The organism is Sphingomonas sp. 35-24ZXX, assembly GCF_000786215.1.
Taxonomy (GTDB): Bacteria; Pseudomonadota; Alphaproteobacteria; order Sphingomonadales; family Sphingomonadaceae; genus Blastomonas.
In genome coordinates this window covers 741,679-757,597 of record NZ_JROG01000003.1, presented here as the reverse complement: position 1 = coordinate 757,597, position 15,919 = coordinate 741,679, and the positions used below count along the sequence as shown (strand labels likewise).

Below are 15,919 nucleotides of genomic sequence, written 5' to 3'. Positions count from 1 at the left end.
CCGCTTGAGCTCGACCGATGCGCAGCAGCGGGACCCCCGCGTCCGCGGGGGTGACGACAAAAGGGACAATCACCCCGGCGTGTTCTTGCCCAGATACCGGCTGAGCTTGTTGGCTCCGCGCATATTGGCGCGCTCGGGATGCATCACATCGTAGACGACCGCATTCTCGAGCACCCGCTGGACATAGTTTTTGGTTTCGAAGATCGGAATCCTCTCGACCCATTCGACGATGTCGATGCCGCCCATCCGCGGGTCGCCATTGGCGCGCAGCCATTTGTTCACATTGCCGGGGCCGGCATTGTACGCCGCCACCGCCAGCGGATAGCTGCCGCCGAAATAGTCCATCATCCGCGCGAAATAGCCGGCACCCAGCTGGATATTGTACTGCGTGTCATCGGTCAGCGCGCCGATCGAATAGCTCAGCCCCATCTTGCCCGCCTGTTCGCGCGCCGTTCCGGGCATCAGCTGCATCAACCCGCGCGCGCCTGCATGGCTGACCGCGTTCTGGGCGTACTGGCTTTCCTGCCGGGTGATCGCGTGGATCATCGTCCAGCTGTTCTGATAGCCCGGGGGCACCGGCATATGCGGGAAGGCGAGCGATTGCAGATCATCGACGCCCTTGGCGCGCGCGGACTGGCCGACGATCACGGCAAGGTCGCGCCGCCCGATCTGCCGCGCCAGCTCGGCTGCCAGCACATGCTCTTCCGGCGTCTTGGCCGAGGCTGCGACCGCGCCGAAGAAGCGGCGCTGTGTCGGCCAGTCACCGCTGCGAGAGATCACCTGCGTGGCCTGCACCAGCGTGCTGGCATTGAACCGGCCGCGATCGACCGCGCTCACCTGAACGCGCGGCGCTTCGGCGAAGGGCGGGATCTCGCGGCCCAGCCGCTCGGTTGCCAGCTGGCCGTAATAATGGTCGGGATAGGCTGCCGCCGCCTCGAAATAGCGCGTGGCCTCGGCGGTCTCGCCAGCGGCAGCGGCTGCGCGCCCCGCCCAGTAGAAGCCCTTCGAGCGGGTCTGCGGGGTGCGAGCGCCGCCACCATAGCGGGCAAACATGCCGATCGCATCGCGCGGGCGGCCCAGGTTCTGCAGCGCCACGGTCCCGGCCAGCCAGGCGAGGCTGGTGTAGTCGTCGCGCACGCCCAGGCTCTCGTCCGAGATGTCGTGACCCGCGGGAAAGGCATCGTCGACCTTCGAGGCGATATCGAACGCCAGCGCGTGCTGCCCATCATTGTTTGCACCGCGCGCCTGGGCGAGCAGCAGCTCGTACCAGCTTTCCGGGTTGACCGGACGATGCTGCAGCGCGGGGCGGCTTGCCAGCATCGCGCGGGCGGTGCCCCAGTTGCCGGTGTCGACCATCCGCCGGGCACGCTGCGCGACATAGCCGGCATCGCGCATCGCTTCTGCGCCCAAGGACCCGGCGAGTGCATCGGCATCGGGCAGGCCCTTGAGCATCGCCAGGCGTGCCGCAAACACCGCGCGCCGTTCGGGCGAGACAAAGCCGAACTGCTCGTCGGCATCGGGTGTTGCCCGCGCCCACAGCAGCGCGTCCATCCGCGCGTCATGGTCGGCCAGCGAGAACTGGGTGCCGAAGCGGCTGAACAGCTGCATCTTGTCTTCGGGCATCATCGTGCCCGCGTGCCAGGCCTTGACCGCTTCGGCCTGTGCCGCATCGCGCTGGCCCAGCGCATCGAGCGCCACGGCATAGCGCGCGCGCCCGACATTGGTGAGCGGCGCAAAGCGCGAGAAATAGGCAACCACCTCCTGCGGCGACGACGGGCTGATGCCCAGCGCCTGTTCGGCATTGCGGCGCAGCTTGTCTTCATCCGGCCAGCCGGGGTTGGAGATGAGGAAGCTGGCGAAGGTCGAGAAGGTATAGTTGTTGGGGGTCGTCGTCAGCGAGCGCCAGTTGGCGATCGTGCCCGACAGGTCGGCGGGCATGGATTGCAACAGCTGCGCGCGGGCGCGATCCCAGTCGCTGCCATCGCCCTTGCGGCTGATCGGCGCGCTGGCGGCGGCGTAATCATTGGCCTGGTCGCTGGCGAGACAGGCGGCGGGGACGCCGAGCAGGGGCAGGGCGAGAAGAGCGGCAGTGCTGCGCGCGATAGCAATTCGAGAAACCATGCTGGACATGATGCGCTTTCGATCCTTATCAGGCGCTGAACACACGAGCGTGTCGATGCACAATCGTTCTTGCCCGATTTTCGAGCGAGGTAAAGGAGCTACCCCATGTTTTCCGGCTCAATTCCGGCCCTTGCGACCCCATTCCGCGACGGAGCGTTTGACGAGTCCGCCTTTCGTGCGTTGATCGACTGGCAAATCGAGAATGGCAGTTCGGGGCTTGTCCCGTGCGGCACCACCGGCGAGGCAGCGACAATGTCGATCGAGGAGCATGATTATGTCGTGCGCGTCTGCGTCGAGCAGGCGGCTGGCCGTGTGCCCGTGATCGCCGGCTGCGGATCGAACGACACCAAGGTCGCGATCGGTCACATGCACAATGCCAAGGCCGCAGGTGCCAGCGCTGCGCTGGTCGTGCCGCCTTATTACAACCGCCCCGGCCAGGATGGCGTGCGCGCGCATTTCAAGGCGCTGACCGAGGCGTGCGACCTGCCGATCATGCTCTACAACGTGCCCGCGCGCACGGTCACCGACATCAAGGTAGAGACGATGGCCAAGCTATCCCGCTTCCCCACGATCATCGGCGTCAAGGATGCGACCGGCGATCTCGAGCGGGTCAGTGCGCAGCGCGCGCAGTGCGGCAAGAAGTTCTGCCAGATGTCGGGCAACGACGAACTGGCTTTGGGTCATCGCGCGATGGGCGGCGTGGGCTGCATCTCGGTGACCGCGAATGTCGCCCCGGCACTCTGCGCGCAGTTTCAGGCAGCGCTCGCCAAGGGCGATTACAAGGCGGCGCTGGCGCTGAACGACCGGCTGTACCCGCTGCATTCGGCGATGTTTTCTGACGCGTCGCCCGGCCCGGTGAAATATGCGCTCAATCGGGTGCGGCCCGATTTTCTGCCCGATCTGCGCTTGCCGATGACCCCGCCCGACAAGAAGAGCCGCAAGGCAGTCGATGCGGCGCTTGTCCATGCAGGGCTTATTTGATGGCGCGGCCCAAGCCCGAGACCTTTGACAAGAAGAAGACCGTCGCCGAGAACCGGCGCGCCCGCTACGATTATGCCATCGATACGGTCTACGAGGCCGGGATCGCGCTGACCGGCACCGAGGTCAAGGCGCTGCGCTTTGGCGAGGGCACGATCGCGGAGAGCTATGCCGAGATCAAGGACGAGCAGGTCTGGCTGATCAACTCGAACATCCCCGAATACAGCCATGGCAATCGCGAGAACCACGAGCCCAGGCGCCCGCGCAAGCTGCTGCTGCACGCGCGCGAGATCGCCAAGCTGCATGGTGCGGTCAACCGTCAGGGGATGACTTTGGTGCCGCTCTCGGTGTTCTTCAACGGCCGCGGCCGCGCCAAGGTCGAACTCGCGCTCGCCAAGGGCAAGAAGGCCCCCGACAAGCGCGCGGCGACCAAGGACCGTGAATGGAAGCGCGAACAGGGCCGTATCATGCGCGATAAGGGCTAGGCGCACCCGGCGCCCCGCCTCATCCGGCAAACGCACTCCGCCCATCGAAGAAACCCGTCGTTTCATACCAGCGGCGTGCGCCAGATCACCCAAGTGCGCTATTCCATGCGCTCTAACGAGGATGCATCCTGATTCGTTTGCCGGGTCGGGGTAAACGTCGTTTTAATCCTGATGTTGCTATGGCGTTTTGCGGCGGCGTTCCCACATGAGCGGCGTTGCGGTCATCACGACACAATAAGGGCATAAGGGTTTGGAGTTGACCGAGAGCCGGTTCACCCGCTGGGTTGGACGCAATCTTCCGACGCGCGAGAGCATGGAGCAGAACCGCTTCATCAAGCCCTTTGCCGCGCGCGTGCTCCGCTCCGATCTATGGCGTTTCACCCGGCGATCGGTTCCGCGCGGCGTGGCGCTGGGCGTGCTGGTGGGCGTGATCATTCCGCTCGGCCAGATCTTCGCTGCGGCTCTGCTGGCATTGCCGGTGCGTGCCAATGTGCCGGTTGCAGCGCTCACCACCTTCATCACCAATCCTTTCACCACGCCGCTGTTCTGGCTGGCGAGCTATCATGTCGGCAGCTTCATCCTGCGGATCGACGCCAACACCTTTGGCCAGCCGGTGGCGACCGCACTCAACCAGCCGCAGGTCGAGACGTGGATGGGGTGGCTGACCGGGGCTGCCTCGATCACCGCGTTTGGCCTTGTCGTGCTGGCCGTGGTGCTGGCAGCGGTCGGCTATGTCGTGAGCGCGATCGGCTGGCGCGTCTGGATCGCGGGCAAGCGTCGTCGCAGGCTGGCGCGGGTGCGGCACCCCTGAACGCATTGCCGCTTCACTTGAGCGCAACTGCAATTTGTAACGCCGATAACTTTGCGCTAGCGTCGATCTACTGAAAGGCGGGCCGATGCGCCCTGCCAGGGGGATCTGACGACTTTGAACACCACTCGTGCCCGCACCGACCTTGACTGGCCGGAATGGTTGCCCGCACTGCCCGATCCCGATGCCCCCGATGCGCGCATCACCGCGCTGATCATCATCGGCGGACTGGTGCTGAGCGGCGGGCTGATCTGGCTCGCGCTGGGCGACTGGGTTCCGCTCGCGCTGTTTGCTGCCGGGCTGGCCGGGCTCGCGGCGCTGATCCTGTTGCTGCGGCACCAGTTTCCGCCGCGCACCAGCGTGCAGCGGGTGCTGCCCGACTGGTCGGTCACCCATGCCGCGACCGACCATCCGCTGATCGCGATCGCCATTACCGACGAGGCCGGGCGGATGATCTGCGCCAACCAGCGGTTCATCGACCAGTTCGGATCCGACATGGTACCGCCCAAGCTGCCGCTGGCCGGCCAGGGCGGCGATCTGCTGGCAGAAGCCGGGCGTGCCGCGTGGCGCGATGGCCAGGGCAGTGCCGCAGGTCTGGTCGCATCGGGCACGCATATCGATGCCCGGGTGCAGCGCGTGGGGCGCGGGCAGGATTATCTGCTGTGGCGCTTCGAGCCGGTGCAGAGGTTCGATCTGGCGACCGAGGCCGACACCATGCTGACCGGGCGACCGGGCCGCGCGCTGGGCGAGGGCGGGTTCATGGCCGCCGCTATCAGCCCCGAAGGGCGCATCCGCGCCGCCAACAGCGCCTTTGCCGCACGGGCTGCGGGTGCCGAGGCGGGCAATGTCGTCGGCCGTGACCTCGCCAGCTTCCTGCGCGCGGACGATCGCAACCTGATCTATTTCGAACGCGAAGGGCGCAAGGGCGTGCCTTTGCGGCTGTTCCACCTGCCGCTGGTCGATCCGCTCTACACCACCGATCCCGAAGAGCGCGAAAAGGCGCCCGCTTTAGTCGTTCTGATCGACGAGGATGCCAGCGGCGTCGATAAGGGCACCGCGCTCGGCTATGTCCAGACCCTTCTCGGCTTGCTGCCGGTGGGCCTGGCGATGACCGATCGCGACGGGCGCTTCCTGTTTGCCAACGATGCCTTTGTCCGCGCCGCCGGGATCACCGAGGCCGAGCTGCCTCCCTATCCCGGCGATCTCGTCGTGCGCGAGGACAAGGGCGCGCTGGCCGATGCGGTGCGCCGCCATGCCAGCGGCCAGGCGATGTCGGGCGATGTCGCGCTGCGGCTGAGGCACCAGCCCGACGAGCCGGTGACGCTCTCGCTCGCCAGCCTGCGCGGCATGGGTGATGCCGCGGTGCTGCTGTCGATCAAGGACAACAGCGAGGAAAGCCGCCTCAAGCGGCAGGTGGCCCAGGCGAGCAAGATGCAGGCGATCGGTCAGTTGGCGGGCGGCGTCGCGCATGATTTCAACAACGTGCTGACCGCGATCATCGGCCATTGCGACCTGATGCTGATGCGGCACAGCCCCGGCGACAGCGATTATGACGACATCCAGCAGATCCGCAGCAATTCCAATCGCGCCGCCTCGCTGACCCGGCACCTGCTGGCCTTCTCGCGCCAGCAGACGCTGCGGCCGCAGGTGCTGCAGCTGCCCGATATCGTCTCGGATACGTCCGAGCTGCTCAAGCGGCTGATCGGTGAAAAGATCGTGCTCGAGGTGCAGCACGACCGCAATCTGGGGCCGGTTCGCGCCGATCCGGGGCAGCTCGAACAGGTGATCATGAACCTGGCGGTCAACGCGCGCGATGCGATGCTTGCCAAGCGCCCGCCGGGCGGCACGCTCACCATCCGCACCCGCAAGGTCACCGCAGCGGATGTCCGCGCGATGGCGAGCGACATCCTGCCGGTCGAGGATTACAGCGCGATCCTGGTCGAGGACAGCGGCGTCGGCATTCCGCCCGATGTGCAGGCACGGATCTTCGAACCGTTCTTCACCACCAAGGATGTCGGCAAGGGCACCGGCCTTGGCCTCTCCACCGTTTACGGCATCGTCAAGCAGTCGGGCGGCTATATCTTCGTCGACTCCGAGGCGGGGCAGGGGACAACCTTCTCGATCTACTTCCCGGTCTATCGCGGCGGCGCGGTCGAGCAGCGCAGCCGCAAGCCGGTCAAGGTCAATGCTGGCCAGTGGGGCAATGCCCGGCTGCTGCTGGTCGAGGACGAGGACATGGTGCGCGCCGTGGCCGAACGCGCGCTGACCCGGCAGGGATTCACCGTTGTCACCGCCACCGATGGCGAGGACGGGCTGGAACGGCTGGCCGACAGCGGGCCGTTCGATCTGGTGGTCAGCGATGTCGTGATGCCCAATCTCGACGGCCCCGGCATGGCGATGGAAATGCGCAAGCGGATGCCCGGATTGCCGATCCTGTTCATGTCGGGCTATGCCGAGGAAACGCTGCGCCAGAGCATTTCGATCGACCAGGTGCATTTCCTGCCCAAGCCGTTTTCCGTTGCGCAAATCGTCGATGCCGTCCACGGCGCGCTCGCCGCTGCCGCCACCCCTGCAGAGTGAAGGACCCGAACTAACGTGAGTGAACCCAAGACCTTCCTCGTCGCCGAGGACGAAGCGATGATCGCAATGCTGATCGAGGACTTTCTCGACATGCTGGGCCATGGCATCGCTGCGATGGTCAGCAGCGTCAGCGATGGGCTGGCCATCATCGCCAAGGGCGGTTTCGACGCGGCGATCCTCGACGTCAATCTGGGGCGCGAGAAATGCTGGCCGCTGGCCGATGCGCTGCGCGATGCCGGCGTACCCTATATCTTCGCGACCGGCGGCGGCGACGAAATCCCCGCCATCCATGCCGGTGCGCCGACATTGAGCAAGCCCTATACGATGGTTTCGCTCGAAAGCGTCATCGCCGCGCTCTGAACGCGATTGTTCTCTTGCAAACACTGGTGATGTTCCCTACTTGTTCCATGAGAACAAATCATATACATCACTGAGTCGTTGCACCGGATGACCGGAGCAACTAGGCAAGAGAGGGCATGGCAATGGCCGGGCAGCTAAAACTCATCCAGACCGAAAAAGAGGCGAAATCCATGGACAGGCAAAAGGCGCTTGATGCAGCGCTGGCTCAGATCGACCGGGCCTTCGGCAAGGGATCGGCAATGCGGCTGGGTTCCAAGGAAGCGATGCAGGTCGAGGCGATCTCGACCGGATCGCTGGGCCTCGATATCGCGCTGGGCGTCGGCGGCTTGCCGCGCGGCCGCGTCATCGAGATTTACGGCCCTGAAAGCTCGGGCAAGACCACGCTGGCGCTGCACGTGATTGCAGAGGCGCAGCGGACCGGCGGCACCGCCGCATTCGTCGATGCCGAACATGCGCTCGACCCGGTCTATGCCAAGAAGCTGGGCGTCAACATCGACGAGCTGATCGTCTCGCAGCCCGATACTGGCGAGCAGGCGCTGGAAATCGTCGATACGCTGGTGCGCTCCAATGCCATCGACGTGCTGGTGGTCGATTCGGTCGCAGCGCTCGTGCCGCGTGCCGAAATCGAGGGCGAGATGGGCGACAGCCATGTCGGCCTGCAGGCGCGTCTGATGAGCCAGTCGCTGCGCAAGCTGACCGGTTCGATCAGCCGCTCGCGCTGTATGGTAATCTTCATCAACCAGCTGCGCATGAAGATCGGCGTGATGTACGGCAACCCGGAAACCACGACCGGCGGCAACGCGCTCAAATTCTATGCGTCGGTTCGTCTCGACATCCGTCGTACCGGACAGATCAAGGACCGCGACGATATCGTCGGCAACACCACCCGGGTGAAGGTCGTCAAGAACAAGGTCGCGCCGCCGTTCAAGCAGGTCGAGTTCGACATCATGTACGGCGAGGGCATCTCCAAGATCGGCGAAATTCTCGATCTTGGCGTCAAGGCCGGGATCGTCGAGAAATCGGGCAGCTGGTTCAGCCACGATTCGGTGCGGATCGGGCAGGGGCGCGAGAATTCCAAGACGTTCCTCAAGGAACATCCCGAAATGACCGAGAAGATCGAATCGCTGATCCGTGGCCACAAGGACAAGGTCGCCGAAGAGATGATGACCGGTCCCGATGCTGATGACGATGTCGGCGACGACATGTAACGCATCCTGTCGGCTGCGGCAGCTACCTGGGCGGCATCCGCGGTGACAGCGATGATCGATAGGATCGTGAAGGGGCAGCGCGGCACGAAGCCAGCGCTGCCCCTTTATTTTTGCGCACATAACGCTTCAATCTCGTCTCAACTCGCCTTATGTCGCTGGCCATGACATCGACAAATGACATCCGGCGTTCCTTCCTCGAATATTTCGGGAGCAACGGCCACGACATCGTGCCTTCGGCGCCTCTGGTCCCGCACAACGACCCGACGCTGATGTTCGTCAACGCCGGCATGGTGCCGTTCAAGAACGTGTTCACCGGGCTGGAATCGCGCGCCAACGCCCGCGCCACCTCGTCGCAGAAATGCGTGCGCGCCGGCGGCAAGCACAATGATCTCGACAATGTCGGCTATACCGCGCGGCATCACACGTTTTTCGAGATGCTCGGCAACTTCTCGTTCGGCGATTATTTCAAGGAACAGGCGATCCATCATGCCTGGACCCTGGTCAACAAGACCTGGGGCCTGGCAGCCGACAAGCTGACGGTCACCGTCTATCACACCGATGACGAGGCGTTCGATCTGTGGCGCAAGATCGCAGGACTTCCCGAAGAGCGCATCATCCGCATCGCGACCTCGGACAATTTCTGGTCGATGGGCGATACCGGCCCTTGCGGCCCGTGCAGCGAGATCTTCTACGATCATGGCGATCACATCTTCGGCGGGCCTCCGGGGTCGCCCGATGAGGATGGCGACCGGTTCATCGAGATCTGGAACCTGGTGTTCATGCAGTACGAGCAGCAGGCCGATGGCAGCCGCATCAACCTGCCGCGTCCGTCGATCGACACCGGCATGGGAATCGAACGCATCGCCGCGGTGATGCAGGGCGTGCACGACAATTACGATATCGACCTGTTCAAGGCCCTGATCGCGGCCTCGGGCCAGGCGACGGGCACGCACACCACCGGGGACAACCAGGCCAGCCACCGCGTGATCGCCGATCACCTGCGCGCTACCTCGTTCCTTATCGCCGACGGCGTGCTGCCGGCCAACGAAGGGCGCGGCTATGTGCTGCGCCGGATCATGCGCCGCGCGATGCGCCATGCTCACATCCTCGGCGCAGCCGATCCGCTGATGCACCGGCTGGTGCCGACGCTGGTCGCCGAAATGGGGCAAGCCTTCCCCGAGCTGGTCCGCGCGCAGCCGCTGATCGAGGAAACACTGGAGCGTGAGGAAACCCGTTTCCGTCAGACGCTCGACAAGGGCCTGCGCCTGCTCGACGAGGCCACCGAAGGCCTGGCCGACGGCGCCGTGCTGTCGGGCGAGACCGCCTTCCGGCTCTACGACACCTATGGCTTCCCCTATGACCTGACCGAGGATGCCTTGCGCTCCAGAGGCCTTGGCGTCGATCGCGCCGGCTTCGACACCGCCATGGCCGCGCAAAAGGCCGCCGCGCGCGCCGCATGGAAGGGCTCGGGCGAAGCGGCCTCTGCCGAGGTCTGGTACGACATAGCCGAACGCGCCGGTGGCACCGAATTCACCGGCTATACCGCCACCGAGGGCGAAGCCGAAGTCGTCGCGCTGGTGCGTGATGGCGCCGAGATTGCCAGCGCTGCTGTGGGCGAGACCGTCACCATTCTGGTCAACCAGACGCCGTTCTATGGCGAAAGCGGTGGCCAGATGGGCGATGCCGGCGTGATCAGTTCGCTCGGCGGGCTCAAGGCGGTGGTTGATGATACCTCCAAGCCGCTTGGCCGTCTGCACGCGCATCAGGCGCGGATCGACGCGGGCGAAATCAAGGTCGGCGATACCGTGCACCTTGCGGTCGATGTCGAGCGGCGCGATGCGCTGCGCGCCAACCACAGCGCCACCCACCTGCTGCACGCGGCGCTGCGCAACCATCTGGGCGGGCACGTCACGCAAAAGGGATCTTTGGTCGCGCCCGAGCGGCTGCGTTTCGATTTCTCACACACCAAGGCGCTGACCGATGCGGAGATAGCCGCGGTCGAGGCCGAGGTGAACGCCGAGATCCGTGCCAACGAGGCGGTGACGACGCGGCTGATGACGCCCGATGATGCGGTCCAGGCCGGTGCGCTCGCCCTGTTTGGCGAGAAATATGGCGACGAGGTCCGCGTACTCTCCATGGGGCGCGCCACCGACAAGCATTTCTCGGTCGAATTGTGCGGCGGCACGCATGTCCGTGCGCTGGGCGATATCGGCATCTTCCGCATCGTGTCCGAAAGCGCCGTCTCCAGCGGCGTGCGCCGTATCGAGGCCTTGACCGGCGAAGGCGCGCGCCAGTGGCTGGTCTCGCGCGACGAGCGGCTCAAGGCGATTGCCGCTCTGGTCAAGACCGCGCCCGACGAACTCGAAGCCCGCATAGCGGCTTTGGTCGACGAACGCCGCACGCTGGAACGCGAACTGGCCGAAGCCCGCAAGGCGCTGGCGCTGGGTGGCGGCTCGGGCAAGGCCGGGCCGCAGGTCGAGAACCTGAGCGGCGTCAGCTTCATCGCGCAGGTCATCGACGGGCTAGACCCCAAGGAACTGCGCGGATTGCTCGATCAGGCCAAGACAACGCTGGGTTCCGGCATTGCAGCAATGGTCGCGGTGAACGATGGCCGCGCGGCCTTTGCCGCTGCCGTAACCGATGACCTGACAGGCCGCTTCAGTGCGGTCGATCTGGTGCGCGCCGGCGTCGAGGCTCTGGGTGGCAAGGGCGGCGGCGGCCGTCCCGACATGGCGCAGGGCGGCGGTCCGGATGGATCGAAGGCCGAGTCTGCGCTCGATGCGGTGCGGGCTCTGGTCGAGAGCGCAGCCGCGCCTGCGTGAGGTGTTGCCCCCCTGCGATAGCAGGGCATGTTGTTGAACTCACCACATCATGACGGCCCCCTGCGAAGGCAGGGGCCCATCATCTGCAATTGCCTTCCTCGCGGGCGCTCGGTGGATATGCTGGGCGTTCAGTTGCACACCGGGCCGGTTACCCAAGCCCGAACGCTCTGGAGATAGGCCCCTGCCTTCGCAGGGGGGCGGCAACCGTGTTCGGCCTCCAAGTCCATCACCCATGAAAAAGGGCTGCGAAACCATCTGGTTCGCAGCCCTTTTTGATTGCTTGGAGCAGATCGAGGCGATCAGCCCTTCTTGAGCGAAATCCCGCCGAAACGCTTGTTGAAGCGCGCCACCTGGCCGCCTGCATCGAGCATGCGCGAATTGCCGCCGGTCCAGGCCGGGTGCGAGGTGGGGTCGATATCCAGCTGCATCGTGTCGCCTTCCTTGCCCCAGGTCGAGCGGGTCTGGTAGACGGTGCCGTCGGTCATCTTCACATTGATCATGTGGTAATCGGGATGGATATCGTTCTTCATTGGTCGAGTGTCCTTGAATGTGGCTGGTTCCGACCAGCCCGCAGGATGAATGGGAAGCGGCGCGCATAACGCCGCATCGGGTCAAAAGCAAGCGGTTTGCGGGGGCTGTGCGCCGTCAGGCGGGTGGATCGGCGATCATCGCGGTGAAGCCGACCTCGCAGGCCAGCTTGCCGTTCATTTCCGCCCGCGCCTTGAACTTGCACACCTTGGCGCGCTTTTGCTCGAACTCGGCATGCAGGTCGAGCAGCACGCCGGGCTCCACCGGCGCGCGGAACTTCGCACCGTCGATCGCCATGAAATAGACGAGCTTGCCCGAGCCTGCGAGACCCAGGGACTCGACGGCCAGGATGCCCGCGGCCTGCGCCAGCGCCTCGATGATGAGGACGCCGGGCATGATCGGGCGGGCAGGGAAGTGGCCCTGGAAGAACGGCTCGTTCATGCTGACGGCCTTGATCGCATGGATCGACTGGTCAATGTCCAGCCGGGCCACGCGATCGACCAGCAGCATGGGATAGCGGTGCGGAAGCGCCGCCATCACCTTGAGGATGTCATATCCCTGCACGCCTTCGGTCATGGCGGTCGATTACCGGCCTTCGGGCTGCTGCGCTGCCGGGGCGGCGGGCGCTGCTGCCGGAGCCTGGCCCTGTGCTGCTGCGGCACGTGCCTGCTGTTCACGCTGCGCACGCGGCAGCCAACCCTGCGGCGGCACAAGCTGTGCGGTCGGGATGGCGGCGTTCAGCTCGGCCGTGATGTCCTTGGTCAGATCATAGGCATCGTTGTGCGCCAGCGTCGAGCCGACTTCGAACACGATGCTGATCTTGCGCTTGGTCATCGCGCTGCGCACGGCGGCGTCGAACTTGTCGCTGATCTGTTCCAGAACATAGGCTTCGGACAGCGCGACAGGCTGCAGGATTTCCTGGACTTCCTGCGAACCCTGCTCGCGCAGCTGCTGGATCTGGCCCAGCTGCTGCTGCAGTGCGGCCTGATTGGCCTGCGCGTTGGGCGCCTGGACGTCGGTGTTGAACTTGGTCACCAGCGGCTCGAGCTGCTGGCGGATCTGGTTCGACTTGGCCTGCGCCGCATCATACTGCGCCTTGTAGGTGGTCGGACGCGCGGCATTCGCGTTCACGAACGCGGCCGATTCGATCACGGCGCGGCGCTGGTCGGCAACGCCAAGACCGGCGACAGCCTGTGCAGCCACCGGAGCGATTGCGCCGGAAGCGATGGTGCCGGCAGCCATCAGGGCGGCGGCGGTGCATTTCAGAAGAAGTTTCATCAGAACTGAGTCCCTACGTTGAATGTGAATAGACGGGTGTCGTCGCCAGGCTCTTTGAGCAGGGCGCGGGCAATATCGATACGGAACGGGCCGAACGGCGAGTTCCAGTTGACGCCGAAGCCCACCGAAACACGCGGCTTGGGCGAATCGCCGAAGAACTGTTCGGTGAACGCCAGGCTGGGCGTGTTGGCCACACCGGCAGCGTTGGTGGCGCTGGTCGTGGTGATGATTTCACCGGCAGCGTCTGTCGTGAGGAACAGCAGATTGCCGTTCTCATCGCGGTTCTGGGGGGTCTGCAGCAGCGGGGTCACCACGCCGAACACGGCACCGGCATCGACGAACACCGACGGACGCAGGCCGAGTTCACGGGCGCCGCTGCCCAGCGGAATGTCGAGCTCGGCGCGAGCAAGATAGTAATAGCGACCGCCCAGCGCGTCATCGACGCGGTTGCGGCGCTCGGTGATCGGCGTGTTGACGATAACGCCGTTGACGACCTCGGGCGTGAAGCCGGTGCGGATCACGCGCGGACCGACGCCGCGAATGTCGAATCCGCGGATCTGCGGCTGCCCCAGGAAGAAGCGGTCCGTCAGACGAATGTCGTCGATGCCCTGCGCCGGGGTGCCGCGGTTTTCGAAGGCGATGATATGGCCGCCTTCGGCCGCGACGGTGAAGATGAAGCCGCTGCGACCGATACGCCAGTGCTTCGAGGCGTTGAGCCGCGTGCGCAGATAGCTGACCGCGCCGCCAAGTCCGGCAAAGTCCTGCGACAGCGTGACGTTCTGCCCGCGCGTCGGACGCACGCGGTTGTCGCGGTTGTCGTAGATCAGCGAATAGCCGACCAGCGAGGTCGTGCGCTGGCCCAGGTTGTCGCACAGGAAGAAGCCGGCGCGCACGGGGTCGCACTCGAGCGTGCCATCGCCGTTGAGGTCGGAGAAGAACTGGGCGCGATCAAGCGTCACGTCATCGACGGTCAGCGAATAGCGCAGCAGCGCCGAGACATATTCGGTGAGCGGCACGCCCACGCGGAATGAGGCCCCGGTGGTCAGCTGCTCGAACGTGGTGTTGCGCGAATTGCCGACGAAGTTGAAGCTGTTCAGATCGCGGCGGAAGATGTCCGCGCCGAACGAGATGTTGCGATCGAACACATAAGGTTCGGTGAAGCTGAGGTTGATGCCCTGCGAGAATCGCGAATAGTTGACGCTGGCGCCCACCGTCTGGCCCTTGCCGCGGAAGTTGCGCTGGCGGATCGAGGCCTGCAGGATGAAGTTCTCGATCGACGAGAAACCGGCTGACAGCTGGAGTTCGCCAGTGGCCTTTTCCTCGACATTGGCTTCCAGGATGATGCGGTCAGGGGCGCTGCCCTGCTTCTGTTCGATCTCAAACTTTTCCTGGAAATAGCCGAGCGAGTTGATGCGGTTTTCCGAACGCTTGACCAGGAAGCTGTTGAACGCATCGCCCTCGTTCAGCCGGAATTCGCGACGAACGATCTTGTCCTGCGTCAGCGTGTTGCCGTTGATGTCGATCCGCTCGACATAGACGCGCGCCGATTCCGCCAGCTCGAACGTGATGTCCATGGTGAGCGTTTCGCGGTCGCGATTGAAATTGGGTCGGACGTCGGCAAAGGCATAGCCGAACAGGCCGGCGGTCTCGCTCAGCTGCTCGACAGTGTCTTCGACCTGCTTGGCATTGTACCAGTCGCCGGTCTTCATCGGCAGCTGGGCCTTCAGCCCCTCTTCGGAAAAGTCGCGAATCTGGCTTTCGACCAGCACGTCGCCGAACTTGTAGCGCTCGCCTTCCTCGACGACATAGGTGATGATGAAGTCACGCTTGTCGGGTGTCAGTTCGGCCACCGCCGAGATCACGCGGAAATCGGCATAGCCCTGGGTGAGGTAGAACTGGCGCAGCTTCTGCTGGTCGAACGCCAGCTTGTCGGGATCGTAGGAATCGCCCGAGCTGAAGAAGCGGTAGAAACGCGACTGCTTGGTCGCCATTTCGCCGCGCAGTTCGCCGTCGGAGAATTTCTCGTTGCCCAGGATGTTGATCTGGCGAACCTTGGACTTGGGTCCTTCGGTGATTTCGAACACCACATCGACGCGGTTCTGGTCCTGCTGAACCATCTTCGGCTCGACCGTGGCGGCAAACCGGCCCTGGCGCTTGTAAAGTTCGATGATGCGCGCGACGTCGGCGCGCACCTTGGTGCGGGTGAAGATCTGCCGCGGCGACAGCCGGATTTCGGGAAGGATCTTGTCGTCCTTGATCCGCTTGTTGCCTTCCAGGATCACGCGGTTGATCACCGGGTTTTCCTTGACGTCGATGACCACCGCACCGTCGTTGTTGCGGATCGAGACGTCCGCAAACAGCTCGGTTTCGAACAGATCGCGCAGCGCCTGGTCGGCGGCGACCTGGGTGTAGACATCGCCGACGCGCAGCTGGATGTACGAGCGCACGGTGTCCGCTTCGATCCGCTGCGATCCGTTGACGGTGATCGAGCGAATCTGCTGGCCTTGTGGCAGCACGGGGGCAGGAACGGCCGCAGGAGCGCTGGCGGGCGGCGAGGCCGGTCCCGTCGACTGCGCAAGCGCAGTGCCGCTGGTACCAGCCAGGATGGTGGACCCCAGCAGCAGGCCGAGGGCACGCGCGCCGATGGCGATTTTGTGTTCAGATTTCACGGAAAAAAGACCCACCCTAAGCCAAAAAACATCAGACGGACCCTGAATTGCCGTCCGATAACCCGCCCCGGTGCGCAAACCC

At 64.6% G+C, this 15,919-nt stretch carries 12 protein-coding genes; 7 read left to right on the top strand and 5 right to left on the bottom strand.

Annotated elements, in window-relative coordinates; translation table 11 throughout:
- Positions 1-69: 69 nt before the first annotated feature.
- Positions 70-2,121: a lytic transglycosylase domain-containing protein gene (locus LI72_RS06255; RefSeq protein WP_052129547.1), complete on the bottom strand. Its 2,052-nt coding sequence runs from the start codon at positions 2,119-2,121 to the stop codon at positions 70-72.
- A 105-nt stretch (positions 2,122-2,226) separates the two neighbouring features.
- Here LI72_RS06255 and dapA point away from each other — a divergent pair, with 105 nt between their 5' ends.
- The 7 genes from dapA to alaS all read left to right on the top strand — a co-directional run bounded on the left by dapA (position 2,227) and on the right by alaS (position 11,362).
- Positions 2,227-3,102 carry a 4-hydroxy-tetrahydrodipicolinate synthase gene (dapA, locus tag LI72_RS06250; protein WP_033924909.1) on the top strand — a complete coding sequence of 292 codons (876 nt, stop codon included), beginning with the start codon at positions 2,227-2,229 and terminating at the stop codon, positions 3,100-3,102.
- Positions 3,102-3,584: an SsrA-binding protein SmpB gene (gene smpB / locus LI72_RS06245; protein WP_033924908.1), complete on the top strand. Its 483-nt coding sequence runs from the start codon at positions 3,102-3,104 to the stop codon at positions 3,582-3,584. Before dapA ends, smpB begins: the two co-directional genes overlap by 1 nt.
- A gap of 256 nt (positions 3,585-3,840) precedes the next feature.
- Positions 3,841-4,395 (top strand): DUF2062 domain-containing protein, encoded by a 555-nt coding sequence (locus LI72_RS06240; RefSeq protein WP_033925373.1) that lies wholly within the window; start codon positions 3,841-3,843, stop codon positions 4,393-4,395.
- Positions 4,396-4,554: 159 nt separating this feature from the next.
- Positions 4,555-6,972: a hybrid sensor histidine kinase/response regulator gene (locus LI72_RS06235; protein ID WP_052129546.1), complete on the top strand. Its 2,418-nt coding sequence runs from the start codon at positions 4,555-4,557 to the stop codon at positions 6,970-6,972.
- Between the two features lie 15 nt (positions 6,973-6,987).
- Positions 6,988-7,332, top strand: coding sequence for a response regulator (locus LI72_RS06230; protein ID WP_033924907.1), 345 nt, complete (start codon positions 6,988-6,990; stop codon positions 7,330-7,332).
- Positions 7,333-7,454: 122 nt separating this feature from the next.
- Entirely contained in the window at positions 7,455-8,540 is a 1,086-nt protein-coding gene (recA, locus tag LI72_RS06225; protein ID WP_033924906.1) for a recombinase RecA, read from the top strand.
- Positions 8,541-8,701: 161 nt separating this feature from the next.
- Positions 8,702-11,362: an alanine--tRNA ligase gene (gene alaS / locus LI72_RS06220; protein ID WP_033925371.1), complete on the top strand. Its 2,661-nt coding sequence runs from the start codon at positions 8,702-8,704 to the stop codon at positions 11,360-11,362.
- A 299-nt stretch (positions 11,363-11,661) separates the two neighbouring features.
- Here alaS and rpmE read toward each other — a convergent pair whose 3' ends face one another.
- From rpmE to bamA, 4 genes are all read right to left on the bottom strand, one after another.
- Positions 11,662-11,892 (bottom strand): 50S ribosomal protein L31, encoded by a 231-nt coding sequence (gene rpmE / locus LI72_RS06215; protein ID WP_033924905.1) that lies wholly within the window; start codon positions 11,890-11,892, stop codon positions 11,662-11,664.
- Between the two features lie 115 nt (positions 11,893-12,007).
- Positions 12,008-12,466: a 3-hydroxyacyl-ACP dehydratase FabZ gene (gene fabZ / locus LI72_RS06210; RefSeq protein ID WP_033924904.1), complete on the bottom strand. Its 459-nt coding sequence runs from the start codon at positions 12,464-12,466 to the stop codon at positions 12,008-12,010.
- Positions 12,467-12,475: 9 nt separating this feature from the next.
- Entirely contained in the window at positions 12,476-13,168 is a 693-nt protein-coding gene (locus LI72_RS06205) for an OmpH family outer membrane protein (RefSeq protein ID WP_033924903.1), read from the bottom strand.
- The gene (bamA, locus tag LI72_RS06200) at positions 13,168-15,837 is read right to left on the bottom strand and encodes an outer membrane protein assembly factor BamA (RefSeq protein ID WP_081984676.1); all 2,670 of its coding nucleotides are present in this window, start codon (positions 15,835-15,837) and stop codon (positions 13,168-13,170) included. The genes LI72_RS06205 and bamA overlap by 1 nt, the downstream gene beginning before the upstream one ends.
- Positions 15,838-15,919: the final 82 nt, after the last annotated feature.

Excerpts from the sequence above, each read along its gene's own strand:
- smpB (WP_033924908.1), top strand. The coding sequence starts at position 3,102 with ATGGCGCGGCCCAAGCCCGAGACCTTTGACAAGAAGAAGACCGTCGCC.
- alaS (WP_033925371.1), top strand. The coding sequence starts at position 8,702 with ATGACATCGACAAATGACATCCGGCGTTCCTTCCTCGAATATTTCGGG.
- dapA (WP_033924909.1), top strand. The coding sequence starts at position 2,227 with ATGTTTTCCGGCTCAATTCCGGCCCTTGCGACCCCATTCCGCGACGGA.
- recA (WP_033924906.1), top strand. The coding sequence starts at position 7,455 with ATGGCCGGGCAGCTAAAACTCATCCAGACCGAAAAAGAGGCGAAATCC.
- LI72_RS06205 (WP_033924903.1), bottom strand. The coding sequence starts at position 13,168 with ATGAAACTTCTTCTGAAATGCACCGCCGCCGCCCTGATGGCTGCCGGC.
- LI72_RS06255 (WP_052129547.1), bottom strand. The coding sequence starts at position 2,121 with ATGGTTTCTCGAATTGCTATCGCGCGCAGCACTGCCGCTCTTCTCGCC.
- rpmE (WP_033924905.1), bottom strand. The coding sequence starts at position 11,892 with ATGAAGAACGATATCCATCCCGATTACCACATGATCAATGTGAAGATG.
- fabZ (WP_033924904.1), bottom strand. The coding sequence starts at position 12,466 with ATGACCGAAGGCGTGCAGGGATATGACATCCTCAAGGTGATGGCGGCG.